This window comes from Agrobacterium sp. 22-3639C2 (assembly GCF_053522105.1).
The window spans coordinates 772,313-790,455 of the sequence record NZ_JBNWDB010000002.1; the positions used below are offsets into that span (position 1 = coordinate 772,313).

Below are 18,143 nucleotides of genomic sequence, written 5' to 3' on the forward strand. Positions count from 1 at the left end.
ACGCACGATATCCTCGTTTCATTCAGGCTTCATATAGGGCCGGAAATGGCCATTGCAAAGGTCAAAACGGTCACATCCGTGGCACCCGCCTTCCGCAAGACGCGACTTGCCGCGCCCACCGTCGCACCAGTGGTATAAACATCATCCACCAGCACCACTCGCTTGCCATAAACATCGGTTTTTCGGCCGGGCGCTATTGCAAAAGCACCCCGCACATTGTCCTGCCGGGCAAGCGCTGAAAGCCCCACCTGCCGCTCGGTCGGCTTCACGCGCAACAGCGTGCCGGCAAGCAGCGGTTTGCCGGTGGCCTTGGCCAGATGCCGTGCGAGCTCAGCGGACTGGTTGAAACGGCGACGCCAGAAGCGGTGGCGATGCAGCGGAACCGGCAAGATACAGTCGCAGCTATCAACCGTTCCGTCGCTTGCCCGCAGCATCCACAGCGCCATGAAACGCGCAAGATCGGTCCGGTCCTGATATTTCAGCCGGTGTACGAGTTTACGCGCGGTTCCCTCATGGCTGGCAACAGCACGCAAACGGTCGAAAGGCGGTGGGTCGGCGATGGCTTGTGCGCTCACAATACCCGCGCCGTGATCCCGGGCGAAGGGGATACCCAGAACCTCGCAAAAAGGCCGATCGATAAAGGCCACATCCCGCCAGCAATCCGCACACAGGGCACCCTCGCCGCCGGTCATGCGGGAACACCCTGCGCAAGTGGGAGGATAGACCATGCGGAAGGCCGAGTGCAACACGCTGCGTGCCGCCATCGACACCGTCGCGGACTTCGACAGCAATCCCGAAAACAAATCTTCACCAGCGCCCATGAGGTTGACTTTAGCGCCGAACGGGTGCCTTTGCGAGAGAGATATGTTTCGGCCTCTGACCGGAAAAACAATGCCCGAAGCGGCATGACAGCAACGATGCGGCCCGCCGATCCCAAAGGCGCTACAGGCCGAGCAGGCACGACGATGGATATTCTCTTTGACCAGGCCCTGATCGAACAAAATCGCCGCCGGGCGTGGAACCGGCGTGACGACAAGGCCCTGTTTCTTCTCGACATGGCCGCCGACGAGTTTGCCGACAGGCTCGCCATCGTCGAGCGCCGTTTCGAGACCGCAATCGAACTGCACGGCGGGACGGGCATCACCGCCCGGCGTGTGACTGAGACGGGCAAGGTGGATGCTATCCGCCGTATCGAGACGGATACCTCCTTTGCGACGGATGGGAATCTGCCGCAGGTGGCCTCCATGGAGCATCTGCCGCTCGAAGAAGCCTCCGCCAATCTCATTGTTTCCCCGCTTGCCCTCCACCTCACCAACGACACCCCCGGTGCGTTGATCCAGATAAGGCGGGCGTTAAAGCCGGACGGGCTGTTTCTCGGAGCCATTCCCGGCAGCGGCACATTGCAGGAACTGCGCGACGTGCTGTTGACGGCAGAAGCCGAGTTGACCGGCGGCGCCAGCCCGCGCGTCATTCCCTTTGCCGATGTGCGCGATGTTGGCGCACTGTTGCAGCGTGCCGGTTTTGCGCTTCCCGTCACCGACGCGGAAACTTATACGGTGCGTTACGACTCGATTTTTCCGCTGATGCGCGATCTGCGCGCCATGGGCATGGCCAATCCGCTGGCAAGCCGCAGCAGAAAACCGCTCAATCGCGCTTTTTTCCTGCGGGCAGCGGAGCTTTACGCCGAACGTTATTCCGATCCGGACGGGCGGATCAGAGCCACGTTTTCCATCATCTATGTCTCAGGCTGGGCACCGCACGAGAGCCAGCAGAAACCGCTGAAACCTGGTTCCGCCAAAATGCGCCTTGCCGATGCCTTGAAGACGACCGAAGTCAAGCTTTCCTGATAGGCGTAGCGCAGGCCTCAGATGTTGGCAAAAGTATCGGCGAGGAACTGGAATACAGCATTGATGTTGCTGCCGATGGTGGCTCCGCCACCGATGATGGTGGCGGAAATAACGCCGACGATCAGGCCGTATTCGACTGCGGTCGCGCCGTTTTCGTCTTTAAAGAAACGAATAAAACAATGCAGCACGGGATATTCTCCATCCGCCATCCGCCATCCGGTGATTACGCTAACCGGCATTATATATTGCTAAAATCGAATTTATACTATGCCACGGGCATGAGGAATCCGTTACCGATGATGGTAAACGATCAGCAACCGCTCTCGCTGCTATAGCCCGTCACGACACAGGGCATCTCGGGCATCGGCTGGGTTATGCTGCGGCGGATGGAATAGGTCTTGCCGGCATCGGTCTTCTTGATGGAGCCGGTGCTTATCATGTCGTAATTGTCGGAGAACTGCGCGACGCGCGTTGATGATTTTCCGGCAAGCATGGGGGTGACTATCAAGGAAAGAGCAATCACAGCCGTCCCGAAAAGCAGCGCGACATTAAGAACGCCGGTGCGACGGGATTTGTTGGAGTAAGACTGACGACCTTCCACCGTCTTCCAGAAATCCTCGTTCATAGCCAACCTCATACGCGCAGTTTACCGCTTCTTTAGCTTAACAATCTGCCAGAGGGTGCTGAACGATCTGTTAACACAGCCTCGTTTTGGCACGGTAAAGCGGAGTTACGGGATGTTTTCAACAGGCTGCGCGAGGGGATGGAACCCGCCAGGTAGGTCGCTTTAAATCAAATCCTGAAGGAAGGGGATGAGCGGCTCGTCGGCCGGCGGCATCGGATAATCACGCAGAGCCTGCGGCTTTACCCATTTAATTGCCTGTCCTTCGCGCCCATGGGCCATGCCTTCATAACGACGGCACACGTAAAGCGGCATCAGCAGGTGAAAAGTCTCGTAGGTATGGCTGGCGAACGTCAGCGGCGCAAGGCAGGCTATCTTGGTCTTGATACCCAGCTCCTCGTCCAGCTCGCGGACAAGGGTCTCCTCCGGTGTTTCGCCTTGTTCCACCTTGCCGCCTGGAAATTCCCACAGGCCGGCAAGCGACTTGCCCTCAGGTCGTTGCGCCAGAAGAATACGGCCGTCCTGATCGAGAAGGGCGCAGGCGGCAACCAGCAGGATTTTTTTGCCCGCTTCGCTCATTCTTCACCAGCCTTGCGCCAGTAGCGATAGGAATAGGCCTCGGTGAAGCCGAATTTTTCATAAAGTGCAATCGCGGGCGCATTTGTGGAGACGACCTGCAACCAGGCGCTTTTGGCGCCGCTGATGCGGGCCCAGCGCAGTGCTGACGCCAGCAGCTGCGTGCCGAGGCCCTTTTTCCGCTGCGACTTCTCGACATCGAGGGAAAGAATGCCGGCAAGATCGTTATCCTGCACGCAGATAACGGTGGCAAGTGCGCTGCCCCCTGCTTCTTCGTTGATGAACAGGCCAAGGGTCGGCTTGATCGAACTGAGGATTTCAGCGATCGCCGGGCGCAGGGTCGGGTCGCCATCGCTGACCTTGATGCTCGCCTCGACAAAACGGCCAATATCGTGGCTCGGCAGGCTGACCAGCGTTTCCGGCAGTTCCATGCCAGCGAGATCGGCCGTCATGACCTTGACCTCCTCAACCATGGACCAGCCGTCCTTTACCAGAAAATCCTTGAGCTGCGGCGGCATCAGCGTCGTTTCGCGCACCACCAGCGGACGGCCGAAATCCTCGAAGCGCTTGCGCGCCTTTTCCAGCCGCACCGCGCAGTTTCCATAATCGGAAGGATCGAGCGGCACCACGCAATTGATGCGTTTGGATGGATGCGACCCCGTCAGGCGGATTTGCCAGCTACCGTCATAAATCACCGACGAGGCCGGCCATGCCCGAAAGCTGACTGCTTCCAGACGGCGAACCAGCGGCAGATTGACGATTTTATTGTCCTGCATTCTCTTCGGCTCCAACGGTCAGCTCCGGTAGTCGCCGTTGATCGCAACATATTCCTTGGTCAGGTCGCACGTCCATACGGTGGCCTTGCCCTCACCGAGACCGATGTCAACCTTCACCGGGATGTCTTCCAGCCGCATCACGGCGGTGGTTTCCGCTTCCGAATAATCCGGATCGCGTTCGCCATTGACGGCAACGCGCACGCCGCCGAACCAGATGGCAAGGCGATCACGGTCGGCCATTTCACCGGATTTGCCCACAGCCATGACGACGCGACCCCAATTTGCATCTTCGCCGGCAACCGCGGTCTTCACCAGCGGTGAGTTGGCAATCGAAAGGGCGATCTTCTTGGCAGCGACATCGTTTTCCGCGCCGGTAACGGTGACTTCGACCATCTTGCGTGCGCCTTCGCCATCGCGAACCACCTGCAGGGCCAGATCTTTCAGGAGATCGTTCAAGGCGGCGCGGAAGGAGGAAAGCCGCTCGTCATCGGTGCGCGTCACCTTGACCTGACCGTCCTCAGCCGCCGCACCTGTCGCAAACAACATCAGCGTATCGGAGGTGGAGGTGTCGCTGTCAACAGTCACGGAATTGAAGGTCGGGCCGACACCGGCGGAAAGCAGTGATTGCAGCGCGGCCGGATCAATATCGGCATCCGTAACCACGAAAGAAAGCATCGTCGCCATATCGGGCGCGATCATGCCGGCACCCTTGGCGATACCGTTGATGGTGACCACGACACCGCCGATTTCGGCCGTGCGGGTCGCGACCTTGGGATAAGTGTCGGTCGTCATGATTGCCTTGGCGGCTTCCTGCCAGAAATCGGCTTCGGCCATGCCCTGCATGTCGCCCAGAACCCCGGCGAACTTGGTGGCATCAAGCGGTTCGCCGATTACGCCGGTCGATGCCAGAAACACTTCATTTTCAGAGCAGCCGACGGCAGCGGCTGCGGATTTCGCCGTCAATTCGGTCGCGGCCTTGCCTTTGACGCCGGTAAAGGCGTTTGCGTTACCGGAATTGACCACCACGGCACGTGCCACGCCGCCGCCGAGATTGGCGCGGCAGAAATCAACGGGGGCCGAGGGGCATTTCGATTTTGTGAAAACGCCAGCCACGCTTGCCGGCTTGTCGAACACCATCAACAGAACGTCGGTCCGGTTCTTGTACTTGATGCCGGCGGCAGCCGTCGCCATGCGAACACCACGCAGCGCGGGCATGTCGGGATAGGATTTCGGAGCGAGCGGGGAAACGGCAACGGACATGGGAAAGCGCCTGAGATTCTGGAAACGGGGAAGGTTTGGAAGTGCCTGAGATGAAGCGGGGCGGCCTGTGGCCGCCCCGTAACATGGTTTTATTACTGCTGCGGCTGTGCCTGCTGTTCCTTCGTGGCTTCGTCGTAGCCCTTCTTCAGCGTCTCATCCATGATTTCGATCTTCTGGTCAGCCTTTGCCTTCTCGATGAGGGCAACGTACTTGTCACGCATGACAAGCTGACGAACCTGCGGCTCGACCTGCTCGAAAGCCGGCGGCGGTGCGATGCGCTTGTCTTCCAGCTTGATGACGTGGAAGCCGAACTGCGTCTTGACAGGCGTCTTGGTGTAGGCGCCCTTTTCGAGACCGAAAGCGGCCTCTTCGAATTCCGGAACCATGCGGCCCTTACCGAACCAGCCGAGATCGCCGCCATCATCCTTGTTGGAGTCGGTCGACTTTTCCTTGGCAAGTGCTGCGAAATCCTTGCCCGCATCAAGCTGCTTGATGACGTCCTTGGCTTCGTCTTCGCTTGCAACCAGAATATGGGCTGCCTTGATTTCTTCTTCCTTCGGCAAGGCTGCGACTTCCTTGTCGTAGCGCGCCTTCACCTCTTCATTGGTGACAGCGTCAACCACATGCTTGCGGAAATAGGCGTTGTGCAGCTCACGGTCCTGAATGAACTCCATGCGCTTCTTGAAGTCTTCGGTCTTTTCCAGACCTTCGGCGCTGGCATTCTTCACGAGAAGCTTGACGTCGATCGCGCCGGAAAGGGCTGCGACCTTCTTCTGCTCGTCGGGAAGCTGTGCGAGCTGCGGATCGAGATTGCCCATGGCAAGGTCGAGTTCGGACTGGTGGATTTCCAGATCGCCAACCTTGGCGACAACCTTGTCTTCCTGTGCAAAGGCAGGAAACTGGAGGCCGAGCGTGGCCACAATCACCGCAGCCGCAATTTTATTATAGCGCAACATTTTGAACCTTTCGGGGACAATGCCGGCTCCAGACATGGTTTCCGGCTCTGAAAAAACTTCCAAACACCGGATTGTGGCCATTCTGTAACGGGCAGAACCGTTGACATCATTTGCCCCCCCTCTTATCTGTCACGCAACCTCGCGTCCAGATACGTTGAAGGGCGAAGTCCGTCATTTGTTGCCGAAATCGGCGTGATGGAAAAAACCGCCTGCGAAAACGGAATTTCAGAAAGGGCCAGTAAGATGGTCAGCCTCGGCGGAATAGCCCGCAAATTGTTCGGTTCGGCAAATGAACGCCGCGTCCGCTCCTATAAAAGCAAGATCGCAGCCATCAATGCGCTGGAGGAAGCCACCAAGGCTCTTTCCGACGACGCGCTGGCGGCAAAGACGGCGGAGTTCCGCCAGCAGCTTGCGGACGGCAAATCGCTGGACGATCTGCTGATCCCGGCTTTTGCCGTCGCCCGCGAGGCGTCGCGCCGCGTTCTGCACATGCGACCCTTTGATGTGCAGCTGACCGGTGCCATGATCCTGCACCAGGGCGCCATCGCTGAAATGAAGACCGGTGAAGGCAAGACGCTGGTGGCGACCCTTGCGGTCTACCTCAATGCGCTGGCCGGCAAGGGCGTGCATGTCGTAACCGTCAACGACTACCTCGCCCAGCGCGACGCGGCCACGATGAGCAAGCTCTACCGTTTCCTCGGTCTGACGACCGGTGTGATCGTGCACGGGCTAGATGACGACCAGCGCCGCGAGGCCTATGGCTGCGACATCACCTACGCCACGAATAACGAGCTTGGCTTCGATTATCTGCGCGACAACATGAAATATGATCGCGCCCAGATGGTGCAGCGCGGCCACAACTACGCAATCGTCGACGAAGTGGACAGCATTCTGGTCGATGAGGCGCGCACGCCGCTTATCATCTCCGGCCCGCTGGACGACCGCTCCGATCTCTATAACACCATCGACGCTTTCATTCCGCTTCTGTCGCCGGAAGATTACGAAATCGATGAGAAGCAGCGTTCGGCCAACTTCTCCGAAGACGGCACCGAGAAGCTCGAAAACCTGCTGCGGCAGGCGGGCCTGCTCAAGGGCGAATCGCTTTACGACATCGAAAACGTCGCCATCGTTCACCACATCAACAATGCGCTGAAGGCCCACAAGCTCTTCACCCGCGACAAGGACTACATCGTCCGCAACGACGAAATCGTCATCATCGACGAATTCACCGGCCGCATGATGCCGGGCCGCCGTTATTCCGAAGGCCAGCACCAGGCGCTGGAAGCCAAGGAAAAGGTGCAGATCCAGCCGGAAAACCAGACGCTGTCTTCCGTCACCTTCCAGAACTACTTCCGCATGTATGCAAAGCTTGCCGGCATGACCGGTACGGCGTCGACGGAAGCGGAAGAGTTCGGCAACATCTACGGTCTCGATGTCATCGAGGTGCCGACCAACCTGCCGATCCAGCGTATCGACGAGGACGACGAGGTTTATCGTACCGGCGAAGAGAAGTTCCTCGCCATCATCGCCGAGATCAAGGCGGCGCATGATCGTGGTCAGCCGGTTCTCGTCGGCACGACCTCCATCGAGAAATCCGAGCTTCTGGCCCACATGCTGCGCCAGTCCGGCTTTACCGATTTCCAGGTTCTGAACGCCCGTTACCACGAGCAGGAAGCCTATATCGTTTCGCAGGCCGGTGTTCCCGGTGCGGTCACCATCGCCACCAACATGGCCGGTCGTGGTACGGACATCCAGCTCGGCGGCAACGTCGAGATGCGTCTGGAGCGCGAGCTGGAAGGCATGGAGCCGGGTCCGGAGCGTGATGCGAAGGAAGCGGCCATCCGCGCAGAGATCAAGGTTCTCAAGGAAAAGGCGCTTGCCGCTGGCGGTCTCTACGTCATCGCGACCGAGCGCCACGAAAGCCGCCGTATCGACAACCAGCTGCGTGGCCGTTCCGGCCGTCAGGGCGACCCCGGCCGCTCGAAATTCTATCTGTCGCTTCAGGACGACCTGATGCGCATCTTCGGTTCCGAGCGCATGGACAGCATGCTGCAGAAGCTCGGCCTGAAGGACGGCGAGGCCATTGTCCATCCGTGGATCAACAAGGCGCTGGAACGCGCCCAGAAGAAGGTCGAAGCCCGTAACTTCGAGACCCGCAAGAACCTGCTGAAATATGACGACGTGCTGAACGACCAGCGCAAGGTCATCTTCGAGCAGCGCCTTGAGCTGATGGAATCCGACAATATCGGTGAAACCGCAGCCGACATGCGCCACGAAGTGATCGAAGCGCTCGTCACCAAGCATATTCCTGAAAATGCCTATGCCGAACAGTGGGATATCGCCGGTCTCAAGGCCGGTATCGCCCAGTTCCTGAACCTCGACCTGCCGGTGGAGGAATGGGCGAAGGAAGAAGGCATCGCCGAGGACGACATTCTTCAGCGCGTTACCGAGGCCGCGGACAAGTACGCCGCTGAACGTGCGGAACGTTTCGGCCCGGAGATCATGACCTATGTCGAGCGCTCGGTCGTGCTTCAGACAATCGACCATCTGTGGCGCGAACACATCGTCAACCTCGATCACCTTCGTTCCGTCGTCGGTTTCCGCGGTTACGCCCAGCGCGATCCATTGCAGGAATACAAGGCGGAAGCCTTCGAGCTGTTCCAGTCGCTGCTTACCAACCTGCGTGAAGCCGTCACCGCCCAGCTGATGCGCGTGGAACTGGTGCAGCAGGAACCGCAGCAGCCGGAGCTGCCGGAAATGACCGCGCATCACCTCGACCCCGTCACCGGGGAAGATGAGATGGCGCAGGGCGTGCCGGTCGCTTTCGTACCGGCCGAGGACCGCGACCCGAACAACCCCGCCACCTGGGGCCGTATCGGCCGCAACGAAATGTGCCCCTGCGGCTCGGGCAAGAAGTACAAGCACTGCCACGGCGTTTACGAACAGGCGTAAAAGGCCAGGGCTTTATGCCAGCAATCGATCGCCCGTAACCTGCGTTACGGGCGATTTTGTTTGGGCAGGATCATTGCTGCTGGTCGGGGTGTTGACTGGTATCGGCACTTTCCATATGGGAGCCGGATCATCCTGCGGAAACTGCTTTCATGGCCCCTCGCGATCTTGCCGCCTATATTTTTCTCGCGATTACGTGGGGCGTGTCTTTCCTGCTGCTTCTACATGTCGTCTCAGCCTTCGGCTGGATTGGCGCAGTCACGCTTCGCTCGCTCATAACCGCTGTAGCACTCTTTCTCATTGCGCGTGCGGCACGCCGGAAGCTGGCATTCTCCGCAAGCTGGCGCGCTTTCGCAATCGTCGGCGCAACGACGGTCGCCGGGCAACTCATCGGCCTGTCCTATGCGACGCCTCAGATCGGCACTGCGATGGCAGCCATATTGGTGGCGACCATCCCGCTTTTTTCAATGCTAATCTCGCAGATTTGGGGTCTGGAACGCCTGACGCGGCAGGGTATTGCAGGTCTCGTCATCGGCTTTGCCGGCATCGTCCTGCTCGTTGGTTTTCCCGCTGTTCCTGTCACATACGGCTTTGTCATTGGCTGTGCTGCCGCTGTCGCCGCCTGCATCTGTGCCGCCTATGGCAGCAATTTTGCGAGCCTGCACCTCAAGGGGGTTGGATCCTGGGAAATAACCATCGGTTCCTTCCTGACAGGCGGCCTGATGACCTTGCCGCTTCTTTTCGCGGTGCCCTTGCCCGGAACGCCCGATCTCGTCGATTACGGTTATCTTCTGATACAGGCGGTCGTCATGAGCGGCCTGACCTACATCACCTATTTCAAGCTGGTCTCCTCGATCGGCGCAACGAAGGCGATCAGCGTGGAATTTGCCGTCACCGTTGTGGCGGTGCTTGTTGGCGCCCTGGTGCTCGACGAACCGCTGTCGCTTCCCCAGCTGTTCGGTGCCGGCATCATCATTCTGGGCTGCGCACTGGTGCTTGACCTCATGCCCAAGAAAAAGGCCCCGCCCACCCCGTCGGGTGCATGAAGGGTTTATTAGCGTTTTCCACCAATAGTCGTGTTGATCGTTACGGATCAGGCGGGATCGCGTTCGTCACGCGAGGGGAAAATGCAACCGGGCAAATCAGACTATGAGCATTATTGGGACCCGTTGCGGGCACTCCTCATGCTGCTCGGCATACCCTATCACGCCTCCCTGCTCTACAGCTATGCTTTGCCCTGGGACATCAAGGATTTCGAGACCAGCCCAGTCCTGACCGCGCTTGGGGCAGCGCTCGTCACCTTCCGCATGCCTTCGTTTTTTCTGGTGGCCGGCTATTTTTCCACCATGGTCATCGGCAGGAAGGGCAAGATGCCATGGCTCAGACAGCGCTTCCTTCGCCTTGGCGTCCCTTTCATCGTGGCCGTGCTCCTGCTTGGGCCATCGCAGCTTTTCCTGCTGAAACTGGCAGGTATCGCCAAAGGTAATATTCCCGCCGACCGGCTGCTCGCGAACCTGCCGGATTTGCTGCTTCCGGGTGAGCAATGGATCATGCATCTATGGTTCCTACCCGCCCTTATCGCCTATTCGGGTCTGCTTGCCGGCCTGCTATTTCTGGCGGGGCGCCCGCCCCTCGCCTATGCAAGAGACTGGTTCGGCAGGATGCGGGGTCAATATCCAGCCGCGTTTTTCGCAGCGCTCTGCGCCTTCCCTGTTTTATGGGAGCTGACGGTTTACGGTTCGGGCCTGCTTGCTGGCAAAAATGGGAACAGCCTTCTCGTTCTCTATGAACGAGCCTCCGACCCTTACGCACGTTACGTACCGTTCTTCCTTATCGGGGCTTTGCTTCATCGCGATCGGGCTCTTTTTCACCGCTTCCGCCAGACGGGCATCCTCACGGGCGTCATCGCGTTTGCCGCGATCGCGGCAGCGGTTACGCTGCGGTTGGAATATCCTTTTTCGAACTCGGCCCTGCTGGTACTCGTCTCCACAATCGCCGCCGTGGCGGCAAGCCGCCTGCTGATCGACATCGCCTGCCGCTTTTTCGACCGGCCAAGCCGGCATGCCAAGAGAATGACCGACGCTTCCTTCACCATCTACCTGTTTCACCACCCGCTGATTTATGCCTTCGGCACCCTCTTCATCCTGATCTCGCTGCCGCCGATCCTGGAATTCACCATCATCGTCGTCGCCACCACGATAACGGCCTATCTGCTGCATCAGGCGATACGCCGTAGTCCGCTTGCCCTTTTTCTCTTCAACGGGATCCGCAAACCGAGGCAGGTGGCCAATATCGGCACACAGGTGCCTGTCTCCCAAACCCTTCGTTAATGATAAGGTGCTTATAATCCAGTTGCCTACTCAACTGGAAATGATGGCGTGTGGATTATGGCTATCCTCAACACGGCGGAAAAAGCCTTACCCGCAGGCCTGCGCGCTAAACTGGCGCCGCTGGGGGCAAAAATCGCCGTCGTCGTTTCCGGCAGAGACGATGTCTCCCGGGCCCAGCGCATGGCGCTCGTCGCCTTTGCGGTGCGCATCATCAGCGCCGGTATCGCTTTCATCTCCCAGATCATCCTTGCCCGCCTGATGGGCGAATTCGAATATGGCCTGTTCGCCTTTGTCTGGGTTCTGGTCATCCTGTTCGGCAACCTCTCCTGTCTCGGCTTTCACACCACCGTCATCCGCTTTCTGCCCGGCTACCGCCTGGAGGATGCCCATGACAAGATCATGGGTCTGACCTCGACAGCGCGCCTCTTCGCCATGCTTTCGGCCAGCGCGCTTGCATTTTTCGGTTTCGTCTTCCTGTATTTCTTCGGCGAGCGCATCTCTGCCTATTACCTCATTCCGGTTTCGCTGGCGCTTTTCACCCTGCCGATGGTGGCGCTTGGCGATGTGCTGAACGGAACCGCGCGTGCCAACGGCTGGGCGGTTTCAGCCCTCAGCCCCACCTATATCATCCGCCCGGTGCTGATCCTGCTGTTCATGCTGGTGGCGATCCTTCTCGGCGCGGAAAAAACCGCAACGACAGCGATGCTTGCGGCCCTTTTGGCCACCTATGTCACCACGCTTTTCCACTTCGTGTTCATGAACCGCCGGCTCAACCGGCATTTCCGCAGCGTTGCCCGCAGGGTGCATTTCCGTCCGTGGATACGGTTTGCCTTTCCGATGTTCCTGATCGACGGCATCGGTTTTTTGATGACCAATTCAGATGTGGTAATCGTCGGTCTATATCTGCCGCCGGATCAGGTCGGCATCTATTTTGCCGCGGCAAAAACCATCGTGCTGATGCAATTCGTGTTTTTTTCCGTGCAGGCGGCTGCGGCCCCACGTCTGGCCGCGCTCATTGCTGCCAATGACAGGCAGGGGCTGGCCGGGTTCGCCAGCCAGGCGGCGCGCTGGGCCTTCTGGCCATCGCTTGCCGTTGGCTGTCTCGTGCTTCTGGCAGGGCCGTTTCTGCTGTCCCTGTTCGGTCCCGGCTTCGTACAGGGTTACAAGCTGATGTTCTTCCTCTTTGCCGGCTTCCTCGCAAAAGCACTGATCGGCCCGGGAGAAACGCTGCTGAATATGGCCGGCAAACAAAAATTGTGCGTAGCTCTTTATATTATTATCTTCGGTTGTAACATTATACTCAACATGGTGTTGATTCCGGTCTATGGTCTGACAGGCGCTGCGGCAGCTGTCGCGATAGCAATGTGCATAGAAGCTGTGCTATTGCATATTGCCATTCGCCGCACACTCGGGATCGTCCTTTTTGCCTTCAACGATCCCCGGGCGGGTCAAGACACTGGGAAGGCGGTGTAACGATAAGCATGTCCAGCGACCCAAAGAATCCGGATTTTCAGGACCCGCGCATCGCTGCGCTGATGGCGTCTACGGAGCGTGACCGCCCCGTGGCCGACAGCAGCCGGCGCGTGGGACGCGACGGCCGCGAATTCTGCATCTATCCTGGCCGGCTCGGTTACGACATGCAGGAAGAACTCGACTTCCTGTCCAACCGCGTCATGGAGGCAAATGTCTTCTTCACAGGGCGGCTTCTTGCACCCGCCATGCCACGTATCGATGACAAGTCCGTGCGCTTCGCCCTTATTCGCGACGAGAACGGCGCTAGAAGCCGCATGCGCTTTCTGATGCCCTTCACCGTGGAAAAGCCGGGTTTTTCCATCGGTCCCTCCATCATCCGTGGCTGGGCCAACCCCTTCGGCCCTCTCGGCACGCCGCTGGTCGACACCGAAGGTGCCGCAGAGACGCTCGACAATCTTTTCGATGCGCTTTCCGACCGGGAAATGCGCCTGCCGAATGTTCTGGTACTGCCGGATGTACGGCTTGAAGGGCCTTTTGCCCGGATGTTCAAGGCCATAGCAATCAGCCGCAACCTGCCGGTGACGACGACTGGTAACTATCAGCGGCCGATGCTGGAGAGCCTTCTGGACGGCGAAGCCTATCTGCGTAATTCACTTGCGCCGCATCATTTGCGGGAGATGCGCAGGCAGTGGCGACAGCTCGAAAAACTCGGGGCCCTTTCCTACACCGTTACCCGGCAACCGAAGGACATACGCTACCGCATGGAGGAATTCCTGGCGCTGGAAGCGAGTGGCTGGAAAGGCCGCAAACGCAGCGCGCTGGTGAACGACCGCTATCGCGCCGCCTTCGCCCGTGAGGCAATCACAAATCTGGCTGAAGCGGATGCGGTGCGCATTCACACCATCGATCTCAATGGCAGCGCCATCGCCTCCATGATCGTCTTCATGACGGCTGGCGAGGCCTATACGTGGAAGACCGCCTTTGACGAATCCTATTCGCGGTTTTCACCCGGCAAACTTTTGGTGCAGAAACTGACCGACTGGCAGTTGGACGACGCCAATATTCTGCGCAGCGACAGCTGCGCAGTGCCCGATCATCCGATCATGAGCCGCTTCTGGCAGGAACGGCAGGAAATGGGCACTCTTGTCGTCGGGCTTGCGCAGAACAGCGACCGTGACGTGCGACAGGTTTCCACGCAGGTGGACATGTATCGCAACACCCGCAACCTCGCCCGCAGCCTGCGCCAGAAAATCCTCTCCTTCGGGCGCAAGAACAGCTAATCCCGAAGGATGCCGCTGCATCCTTCGGTTTGGTATCGGACTATCCACGGGGCTGACGCTGCGTCAGCGCGAGGCCGTCCGGATCATCTTGCACAATTGGGTCAGTGCGGCGTCATATCCGCCGCCGAGAATATCGACACAACGACGGGCAAGCTTGATCTGCTCGTTTCGCGACATGTCGTTATAGGCCTGTATGGCATTGCGCATGCCACCGGGCGATACCGGCCCCGTGTTGCCGGGGTTTCCAGGATTGCCCGGATTACCGGGGTTCCCCGGATTGCCTGGTGAGCTGGAGCCGCCGATGCCAAGCCCGACACCAAGGCCAAGACCGCTCGATCCGCCCACATTCGCACCAACATTGGCATTGATGCCGCTGGAGCCGCCAACCGAAGCATTGGCGCCCGCACTGACACCGCTCGAGCCGCCGACGGATGCGTTGACATCCGCATTGACCCCGCTGCTGCCACCGACCGACGCGTTGACATCCGCGCCCAGTCCGCCACTGCTTCTGCCACCGACATCAGCGCTGGCATTGACGCCATTGCTGCCACCAACGGAAGCATCGACACCGAGCCCACCGCTGCCATTGCCGCCCACACTGGCATTCACCCCGTTCTCACCGCCAATCCCGATATCCAGCGCGTGGGCGTTGACCGGTAAAATCAGACAGGCAGACAGTAACAAATTGCGAGAAAGCGCCCTCATAATTTCCTCCTATGAGTTCTGGCTTCTCCCGCCCCGCGTGGAAACTCCACGCAAACATCATAATTCAATTAGCAATTGTGTATATTCTAATTTATTAGTGGTATCTAATATTGCTTTAACGCCACAACCGTCGGTGTACCGATACGGGACGGACAAACGCCACTCTCCTTTCATTCCCGCCCGGTAAAAGCTCTGAAATGAAGGCTGCAAACGCACCTCATTAGACAGGAAAAATCAGCTTTGGGGTTGCACGCATGCCATTGGCCGTGATAGACGCCGTGGCATTACCACCGTTGCCCCAATGGCGGAATTGGTAGACGCGCCGCACTCAAAATGCGGTTCCGCAAGGAGTGCTGGTTCGATCCCGGCTTGGGGTACCATTTCCAAAACCGCATTGATTTTCTTCGTTTTATTCCGGTCTTTCAAAAAGACCGGTCGATTGCTTCGCGGCCATCAAGACACTCACGAAACTTTGCTCATTCGCCCCTCGAATATTACCGGGCTTTCATTTGCCAGATGCAAAGGACTGGATTAGACGAATCCGGGAATACACCGTTGAACCGGCGACTTAATTTCGCCATCACGCCCGCCTTTTTGAAAGCCCGTTCGGGATATCTGCTTCTTCGTGAAGTTTGGGGAAAACATCATGGCCACTGCAACAACCGCCGACAACAGCCGCACGCTCGCCGCTCTTGGCGTAACGGCGGGAATGATCTTTACTGTCGGCTCCGCCCTCGGTTTCCAGCATATTGGCGGTTATACGCCCTGCGCATTGTGCCTTTTGCAGCGCGATCCCTATTACTACGCCATTCCGTTGGGTATTCTGGCCATAGCGACCAGCATCTTCAAGCTGCCGGTTCAGATCACGCGGCTGCTTCTAGCCCTCATTGGCGTGGCGATGCTGATCGGCGCCGGGCTTGGTGTTTATCACGCTGGTGTGGAATGGGGTTTCTGGGCGGGGCCTATCACCTGCGCCACGGGTGCGCCATCCATCACCACCAATGCCGGTGACCTGCTTGGCAATCTGAATGCCATCAAGGCACCCTCCTGCAACGACGCTGCACTTCGGGTGCTCGGCCTTTCGTTTGCCGGTTGGAATGTCATTGCAAGCGTTGCGCTTGCGGCCGTTGCCTTTTTTGGCGCGAGCCGGAAAAGCCGTTAAACGGAAAAGCCGCGTTGCAGTCCTCAGGATCAGGGCTGCAGCTCGGTATCCCAGTAAAGATAGTCCATCCAGCTTTCGTGCAGGTAGTTGGGCGGGAACAGCCGCCCGTTATTGTGCAAGTCCTGAACCGTCGGCTGGAAGGGCTTCTGCGCAGGGAACATGCCCGCCTGCTTGGGAAGCTTGCTGCCTTTTCTAAGATTGCAGGGAGAGCAGGCCGCCACGACATTGTGCCACGTGGTTTCGCCGCCATGGGCGCGGGGAATAACGTGATCGAAGGTCAGGTCGTCCCGCGTGCCGCAATACTGGCATTCGAACTTGTCCCGAAGGAACACGTTGAAGCGTGTGAAGGCGGGGTTGCGGGTGGGCTGGACATAGGTCTTGAGGCTGACGACGCTCGGCAACCGCATGGAAAAGCTGGGTGACGACACCGCGTGATCATATTCTGCAATGATGTTCACACGGTCTAGAAAGACGGCCTTGATCGCGTCCTGCCAGGACCATAACGACAAGGGATAATAACTCAGTGGCCTGTAGTCTGCGTTCAGAACGAGCGCCGGCAGGGCCTGTGGTGAAACTGCAATCGTCAAGGGCTTCTCCTGATCGATTCGGCATCTGCACTTGTATATTAGGTCCGTTGTTACAGGATTGTGAAGCCCATAAATGCAGCGGAGAAGAGCTTAATTTTTCAGCTCTAAAAACGTCTTTTTTGCGTTCCGGACAATCGGGCGGCGAGATAGTCGTCTGGCCACTATCTGGTGATGCCCCCAGCGGTACCGAAGCGATTCGCCTGCCGATGAACGCTATATTCGTTCTCACCCTCAATGCGAGATCAGTGATATAGTCAACGCGACGAACGATTGGGAAAGCAGAATGCGTATCTGTCGTTCTGTCGAGGGAAGGAAACGGCCATGATCTTGCGCAGGCACCAAACGGCAGCGTTATGGAAGGGCCTGGCGGCTGGCGCCTTTGGCGTGCTGATGGTCCTGCCCGCTTCCGCTTCTGCCCAGCAATATCAGAATTTCGAAGTCACGCCGGATGGCCGTGGCGGTGCGCAGGGAACGATCGGCGGGCGCAATTTCGAGGTCTACCGCAATTACGACCGGCCGCCGGCAAGTCGCAGCAACTCAACCGATACGCGGCGTGAGTACCGAAACGCTGTGCCACAGCAGACATGTATTATAGATGCCGAGGGCCGCACCCGCTGCAAGTAAGCGCAATCGCACCGGTTTCCCCGCTGTTCTATCTCGCTTTAATAAAATTGGATTTCGCTAAAAAGCTATCTATCGACTTAAACGGCCCGCAACGAAGGGTCGCTATGTTGCCATGCACAAGAGACAACAACCGGGCAGAGGCAGAGGCAGAGACATGGCGAAGAGACAAATCCGTCTGGCAAAGACTTTGGCAGTTGCCGTCAGCGTGGCGGCAAGCATCGCGACAATGGCATCGGCCGCCCCGCTTGCGGGCCTGGCGCAGAACCCGACCGCATCGCGCCCCGGCCTGTTCATGACGACAAGCCGCCCGACAATTGCACCCATCGCCTTCGCAAAATTTTGCGACGACGCCGCCGACCAATGTGTCCGGATTGGCGATCGCGACACGGTTGAACTGACCAAGCAGAAGCGCACGGAACTCCAGCGCATCAACGCCGAGATCAACACATCGATAATCTATACAAGCGAAGCGGACGGACAGGACGAATGGAATCTGAACCCCGCAAGCGGTGACTGTGACGACTACGCGGTGACCAAGCGGCAACGCCTTCTGCGCGCCGGCTGGCCCTCGGGCGCCCTGCGCATTGCCACCGCCCGCACCCCCACCGGCATAGGCCACGCCGTTCTGGTCGTCAGCACCAGCCAGGGCGATCTGGTGCTGGACAACCGCACCAACGTCGTCAAGCCTTGGAAAGCGGTTGACCTGAAATGGATCAAGATCCAGTCACACGAAAACCCGCGTGTCTGGCTGAAACTCTAGGTCTATCGCGCACAGGATAGTCATTTTCGAACAGGAAAGGGGCGATCCGTTCCTCTTCAATTGCCGCGGCGCGCCTTGCGAAAATCGACACCGGCTTTCGCAATTCCCTGCCCCGGATAGCTTTGTCGGCAGGGCTTTGGCGGATGCCGCAGCCGTTGCATGGACCCAGGATTTACGGGCTCTGTGGCGTTGGCTTTCAACACTCTTGACCTCGTGCAAGAGAGACAGTATCGGCA

18 protein-coding genes and 1 tRNA gene are annotated in these 18,143 nt (G+C 58.6%); 10 read left to right on the plus strand and 9 right to left on the minus strand.

Annotated elements, in window-relative coordinates; all coding sequences use genetic code 11:
* Positions 1-29: 29 nt before the first annotated feature.
* Entirely contained in the window at positions 30-764 is a 735-nt protein-coding gene (locus ACQZ6D_RS11195; RefSeq protein WP_376909369.1) for a ComF family protein, read from the minus strand.
* A gap of 201 nt (positions 765-965) precedes the next feature.
* On the opposite strand from ACQZ6D_RS11195, the gene ACQZ6D_RS11200 reads away from it, so the two are divergent.
* Positions 966-1,847: a methyltransferase domain-containing protein gene (locus ACQZ6D_RS11200; protein WP_111800378.1), complete on the plus strand. Its 882-nt coding sequence runs from the start codon at positions 966-968 to the stop codon at positions 1,845-1,847.
* Between the two features lie 17 nt (positions 1,848-1,864).
* Here the strand turns inward: ACQZ6D_RS11200 and ACQZ6D_RS11205 are convergent, their stop codons facing one another.
* The 6 genes from ACQZ6D_RS11205 to ACQZ6D_RS11230 all read right to left on the minus strand — a co-directional run bounded on the left by ACQZ6D_RS11205 (position 1,865) and on the right by ACQZ6D_RS11230 (position 6,037).
* On the minus strand, positions 1,865-2,056 hold the full coding sequence (locus tag ACQZ6D_RS11205) for a Flp family type IVb pilin (protein WP_153793397.1): 192 nt from the start codon (positions 2,054-2,056) through the stop codon (positions 1,865-1,867).
* Positions 2,057-2,157: 101 nt separating this feature from the next.
* A complete protein-coding gene (locus tag ACQZ6D_RS11210; RefSeq protein ID WP_003511234.1) occupies positions 2,158-2,472 on the minus strand; it encodes a hypothetical protein in 315 nt (104 codons plus the stop codon).
* A gap of 162 nt (positions 2,473-2,634) precedes the next feature.
* Entirely contained in the window at positions 2,635-3,048 is a 414-nt protein-coding gene (gene mutT, locus ACQZ6D_RS11215; RefSeq protein ID WP_065704347.1) for an 8-oxo-dGTP diphosphatase MutT, read from the minus strand.
* Positions 3,045-3,821: a GNAT family N-acetyltransferase gene (locus tag ACQZ6D_RS11220; protein WP_013761724.1), complete on the minus strand. Its 777-nt coding sequence runs from the start codon at positions 3,819-3,821 to the stop codon at positions 3,045-3,047. Before ACQZ6D_RS11220 ends, mutT begins: the two co-directional genes overlap by 4 nt.
* 18 nt (positions 3,822-3,839) lie before the next feature.
* Entirely contained in the window at positions 3,840-5,081 is a 1,242-nt protein-coding gene (gene argJ / locus ACQZ6D_RS11225) for a bifunctional glutamate N-acetyltransferase/amino-acid acetyltransferase ArgJ (protein ID WP_065704349.1), read from the minus strand.
* A 92-nt stretch (positions 5,082-5,173) separates the two neighbouring features.
* Positions 5,174-6,037 (minus strand): peptidylprolyl isomerase, encoded by an 864-nt coding sequence (locus ACQZ6D_RS11230; RefSeq protein WP_013761725.1) that lies wholly within the window; start codon positions 6,035-6,037, stop codon positions 5,174-5,176.
* Positions 6,038-6,280: 243 nt separating this feature from the next.
* Here ACQZ6D_RS11230 and secA point away from each other — a divergent pair, with 243 nt between their 5' ends.
* From secA to ACQZ6D_RS11255, 5 genes are all read left to right on the plus strand, one after another.
* A complete protein-coding gene (gene secA, locus ACQZ6D_RS11235; protein ID WP_038495808.1) occupies positions 6,281-8,989 on the plus strand; it encodes a preprotein translocase subunit SecA in 2,709 nt (902 codons plus the stop codon).
* Positions 8,990-9,138: 149 nt separating this feature from the next.
* Positions 9,139-10,032, plus strand: coding sequence for a DMT family transporter (locus ACQZ6D_RS11240; protein ID WP_111795402.1), 894 nt, complete (start codon positions 9,139-9,141; stop codon positions 10,030-10,032).
* Between the two features lie 81 nt (positions 10,033-10,113).
* Positions 10,114-11,316 carry an acyltransferase family protein gene (locus ACQZ6D_RS11245; protein ID WP_111795403.1) on the plus strand — a complete coding sequence of 401 codons (1,203 nt, stop codon included), beginning with the start codon at positions 10,114-10,116 and terminating at the stop codon, positions 11,314-11,316.
* Between the two features lie 57 nt (positions 11,317-11,373).
* Complete coding sequence (uppV, locus tag ACQZ6D_RS11250) at positions 11,374-12,789, plus strand: Wzx-type polysaccharide biosynthesis protein UppV (RefSeq protein WP_019564817.1); 1,416 nt, start codon at positions 11,374-11,376, stop codon at positions 12,787-12,789.
* 8 nt (positions 12,790-12,797) lie between these two features.
* Entirely contained in the window at positions 12,798-14,069 is a 1,272-nt protein-coding gene (locus ACQZ6D_RS11255; protein WP_003511245.1) for a GNAT family N-acetyltransferase, read from the plus strand.
* Positions 14,070-14,132: 63 nt separating this feature from the next.
* On the opposite strand, the gene uppQ is transcribed toward ACQZ6D_RS11255, so the two are convergent.
* Positions 14,133-14,774: a polysaccharide biosynthesis GNAT family N-acetyltransferase UppQ gene (gene uppQ / locus ACQZ6D_RS11260; RefSeq protein WP_003511246.1), complete on the minus strand. Its 642-nt coding sequence runs from the start codon at positions 14,772-14,774 to the stop codon at positions 14,133-14,135.
* Between the two features lie 295 nt (positions 14,775-15,069).
* On the opposite strand from uppQ, the gene ACQZ6D_RS11265 reads away from it, so the two are divergent.
* Together ACQZ6D_RS11265 and ACQZ6D_RS11270 are read left to right on the plus strand one after the other, a co-directional pair.
* Positions 15,070-15,154: transfer RNA gene (locus ACQZ6D_RS11265), tRNA-Leu, on the plus strand.
* A 266-nt stretch (positions 15,155-15,420) separates the two neighbouring features.
* Complete coding sequence (locus ACQZ6D_RS11270; protein ID WP_013761732.1) at positions 15,421-15,936, plus strand: disulfide bond formation protein B; 516 nt, start codon at positions 15,421-15,423, stop codon at positions 15,934-15,936.
* 29 nt (positions 15,937-15,965) lie between these two features.
* On the opposite strand, the gene ACQZ6D_RS11275 is transcribed toward ACQZ6D_RS11270, so the two are convergent.
* On the minus strand, positions 15,966-16,523 hold the full coding sequence (locus ACQZ6D_RS11275; protein ID WP_003511248.1) for an HNH endonuclease: 558 nt from the start codon (positions 16,521-16,523) through the stop codon (positions 15,966-15,968).
* Between the two features lie 321 nt (positions 16,524-16,844).
* On the opposite strand from ACQZ6D_RS11275, the gene ACQZ6D_RS11280 reads away from it, so the two are divergent.
* Together ACQZ6D_RS11280 and ACQZ6D_RS11285 are read left to right on the plus strand one after the other, a co-directional pair.
* Positions 16,845-17,147: a hypothetical protein gene (locus ACQZ6D_RS11280; RefSeq protein ID WP_065662509.1), complete on the plus strand. Its 303-nt coding sequence runs from the start codon at positions 16,845-16,847 to the stop codon at positions 17,145-17,147.
* 154 nt (positions 17,148-17,301) lie between these two features.
* The gene (locus ACQZ6D_RS11285; RefSeq protein ID WP_025595463.1) at positions 17,302-17,907 is read left to right on the plus strand and encodes a transglutaminase-like cysteine peptidase; all 606 of its coding nucleotides are present in this window, start codon (positions 17,302-17,304) and stop codon (positions 17,905-17,907) included.
* The last annotated feature ends 236 nt before the right edge of the window (positions 17,908-18,143 follow it).

Bases quoted from the DNA above. Each gene is read 5' to 3' on its own strand.
- ACQZ6D_RS11195 (WP_376909369.1), bottom strand. From the start codon at position 764: ATGGCGGCACGCAGCGTGTTGCACTCGGCCTTCCGCATGGTCTATCCT.
- ACQZ6D_RS11200 (WP_111800378.1), top strand. From the start codon at position 966: ATGGATATTCTCTTTGACCAGGCCCTGATCGAACAAAATCGCCGCCGG.
- ACQZ6D_RS11205 (WP_153793397.1), bottom strand. From the start codon at position 2,056: ATGGCGGATGGAGAATATCCCGTGCTGCATTGTTTTATTCGTTTCTTT.
- ACQZ6D_RS11210 (WP_003511234.1), bottom strand. From the start codon at position 2,472: ATGAACGAGGATTTCTGGAAGACGGTGGAAGGTCGTCAGTCTTACTCC.
- mutT (WP_065704347.1), bottom strand. From the start codon at position 3,048: ATGAGCGAAGCGGGCAAAAAAATCCTGCTGGTTGCCGCCTGCGCCCTT.
- ACQZ6D_RS11220 (WP_013761724.1), bottom strand. From the start codon at position 3,821: ATGCAGGACAATAAAATCGTCAATCTGCCGCTGGTTCGCCGTCTGGAA.
- argJ (WP_065704349.1), bottom strand. From the start codon at position 5,081: ATGTCCGTTGCCGTTTCCCCGCTCGCTCCGAAATCCTATCCCGACATG.
- ACQZ6D_RS11230 (WP_013761725.1), bottom strand. From the start codon at position 6,037: ATGTTGCGCTATAATAAAATTGCGGCTGCGGTGATTGTGGCCACGCTC.
- secA (WP_038495808.1), top strand. From the start codon at position 6,281: ATGGTCAGCCTCGGCGGAATAGCCCGCAAATTGTTCGGTTCGGCAAAT.
- ACQZ6D_RS11240 (WP_111795402.1), top strand. From the start codon at position 9,139: ATGGCCCCTCGCGATCTTGCCGCCTATATTTTTCTCGCGATTACGTGG.
- ACQZ6D_RS11245 (WP_111795403.1), top strand. From the start codon at position 10,114: ATGCAACCGGGCAAATCAGACTATGAGCATTATTGGGACCCGTTGCGG.
- uppV (WP_019564817.1), top strand. From the start codon at position 11,374: ATGGCTATCCTCAACACGGCGGAAAAAGCCTTACCCGCAGGCCTGCGC.
- ACQZ6D_RS11255 (WP_003511245.1), top strand. From the start codon at position 12,798: ATGTCCAGCGACCCAAAGAATCCGGATTTTCAGGACCCGCGCATCGCT.
- uppQ (WP_003511246.1), bottom strand. From the start codon at position 14,774: ATGAGGGCGCTTTCTCGCAATTTGTTACTGTCTGCCTGTCTGATTTTA.
- ACQZ6D_RS11270 (WP_013761732.1), top strand. From the start codon at position 15,421: ATGGCCACTGCAACAACCGCCGACAACAGCCGCACGCTCGCCGCTCTT.
- ACQZ6D_RS11280 (WP_065662509.1), top strand. From the start codon at position 16,845: ATGATCTTGCGCAGGCACCAAACGGCAGCGTTATGGAAGGGCCTGGCG.
- ACQZ6D_RS11285 (WP_025595463.1), top strand. From the start codon at position 17,302: ATGGCGAAGAGACAAATCCGTCTGGCAAAGACTTTGGCAGTTGCCGTC.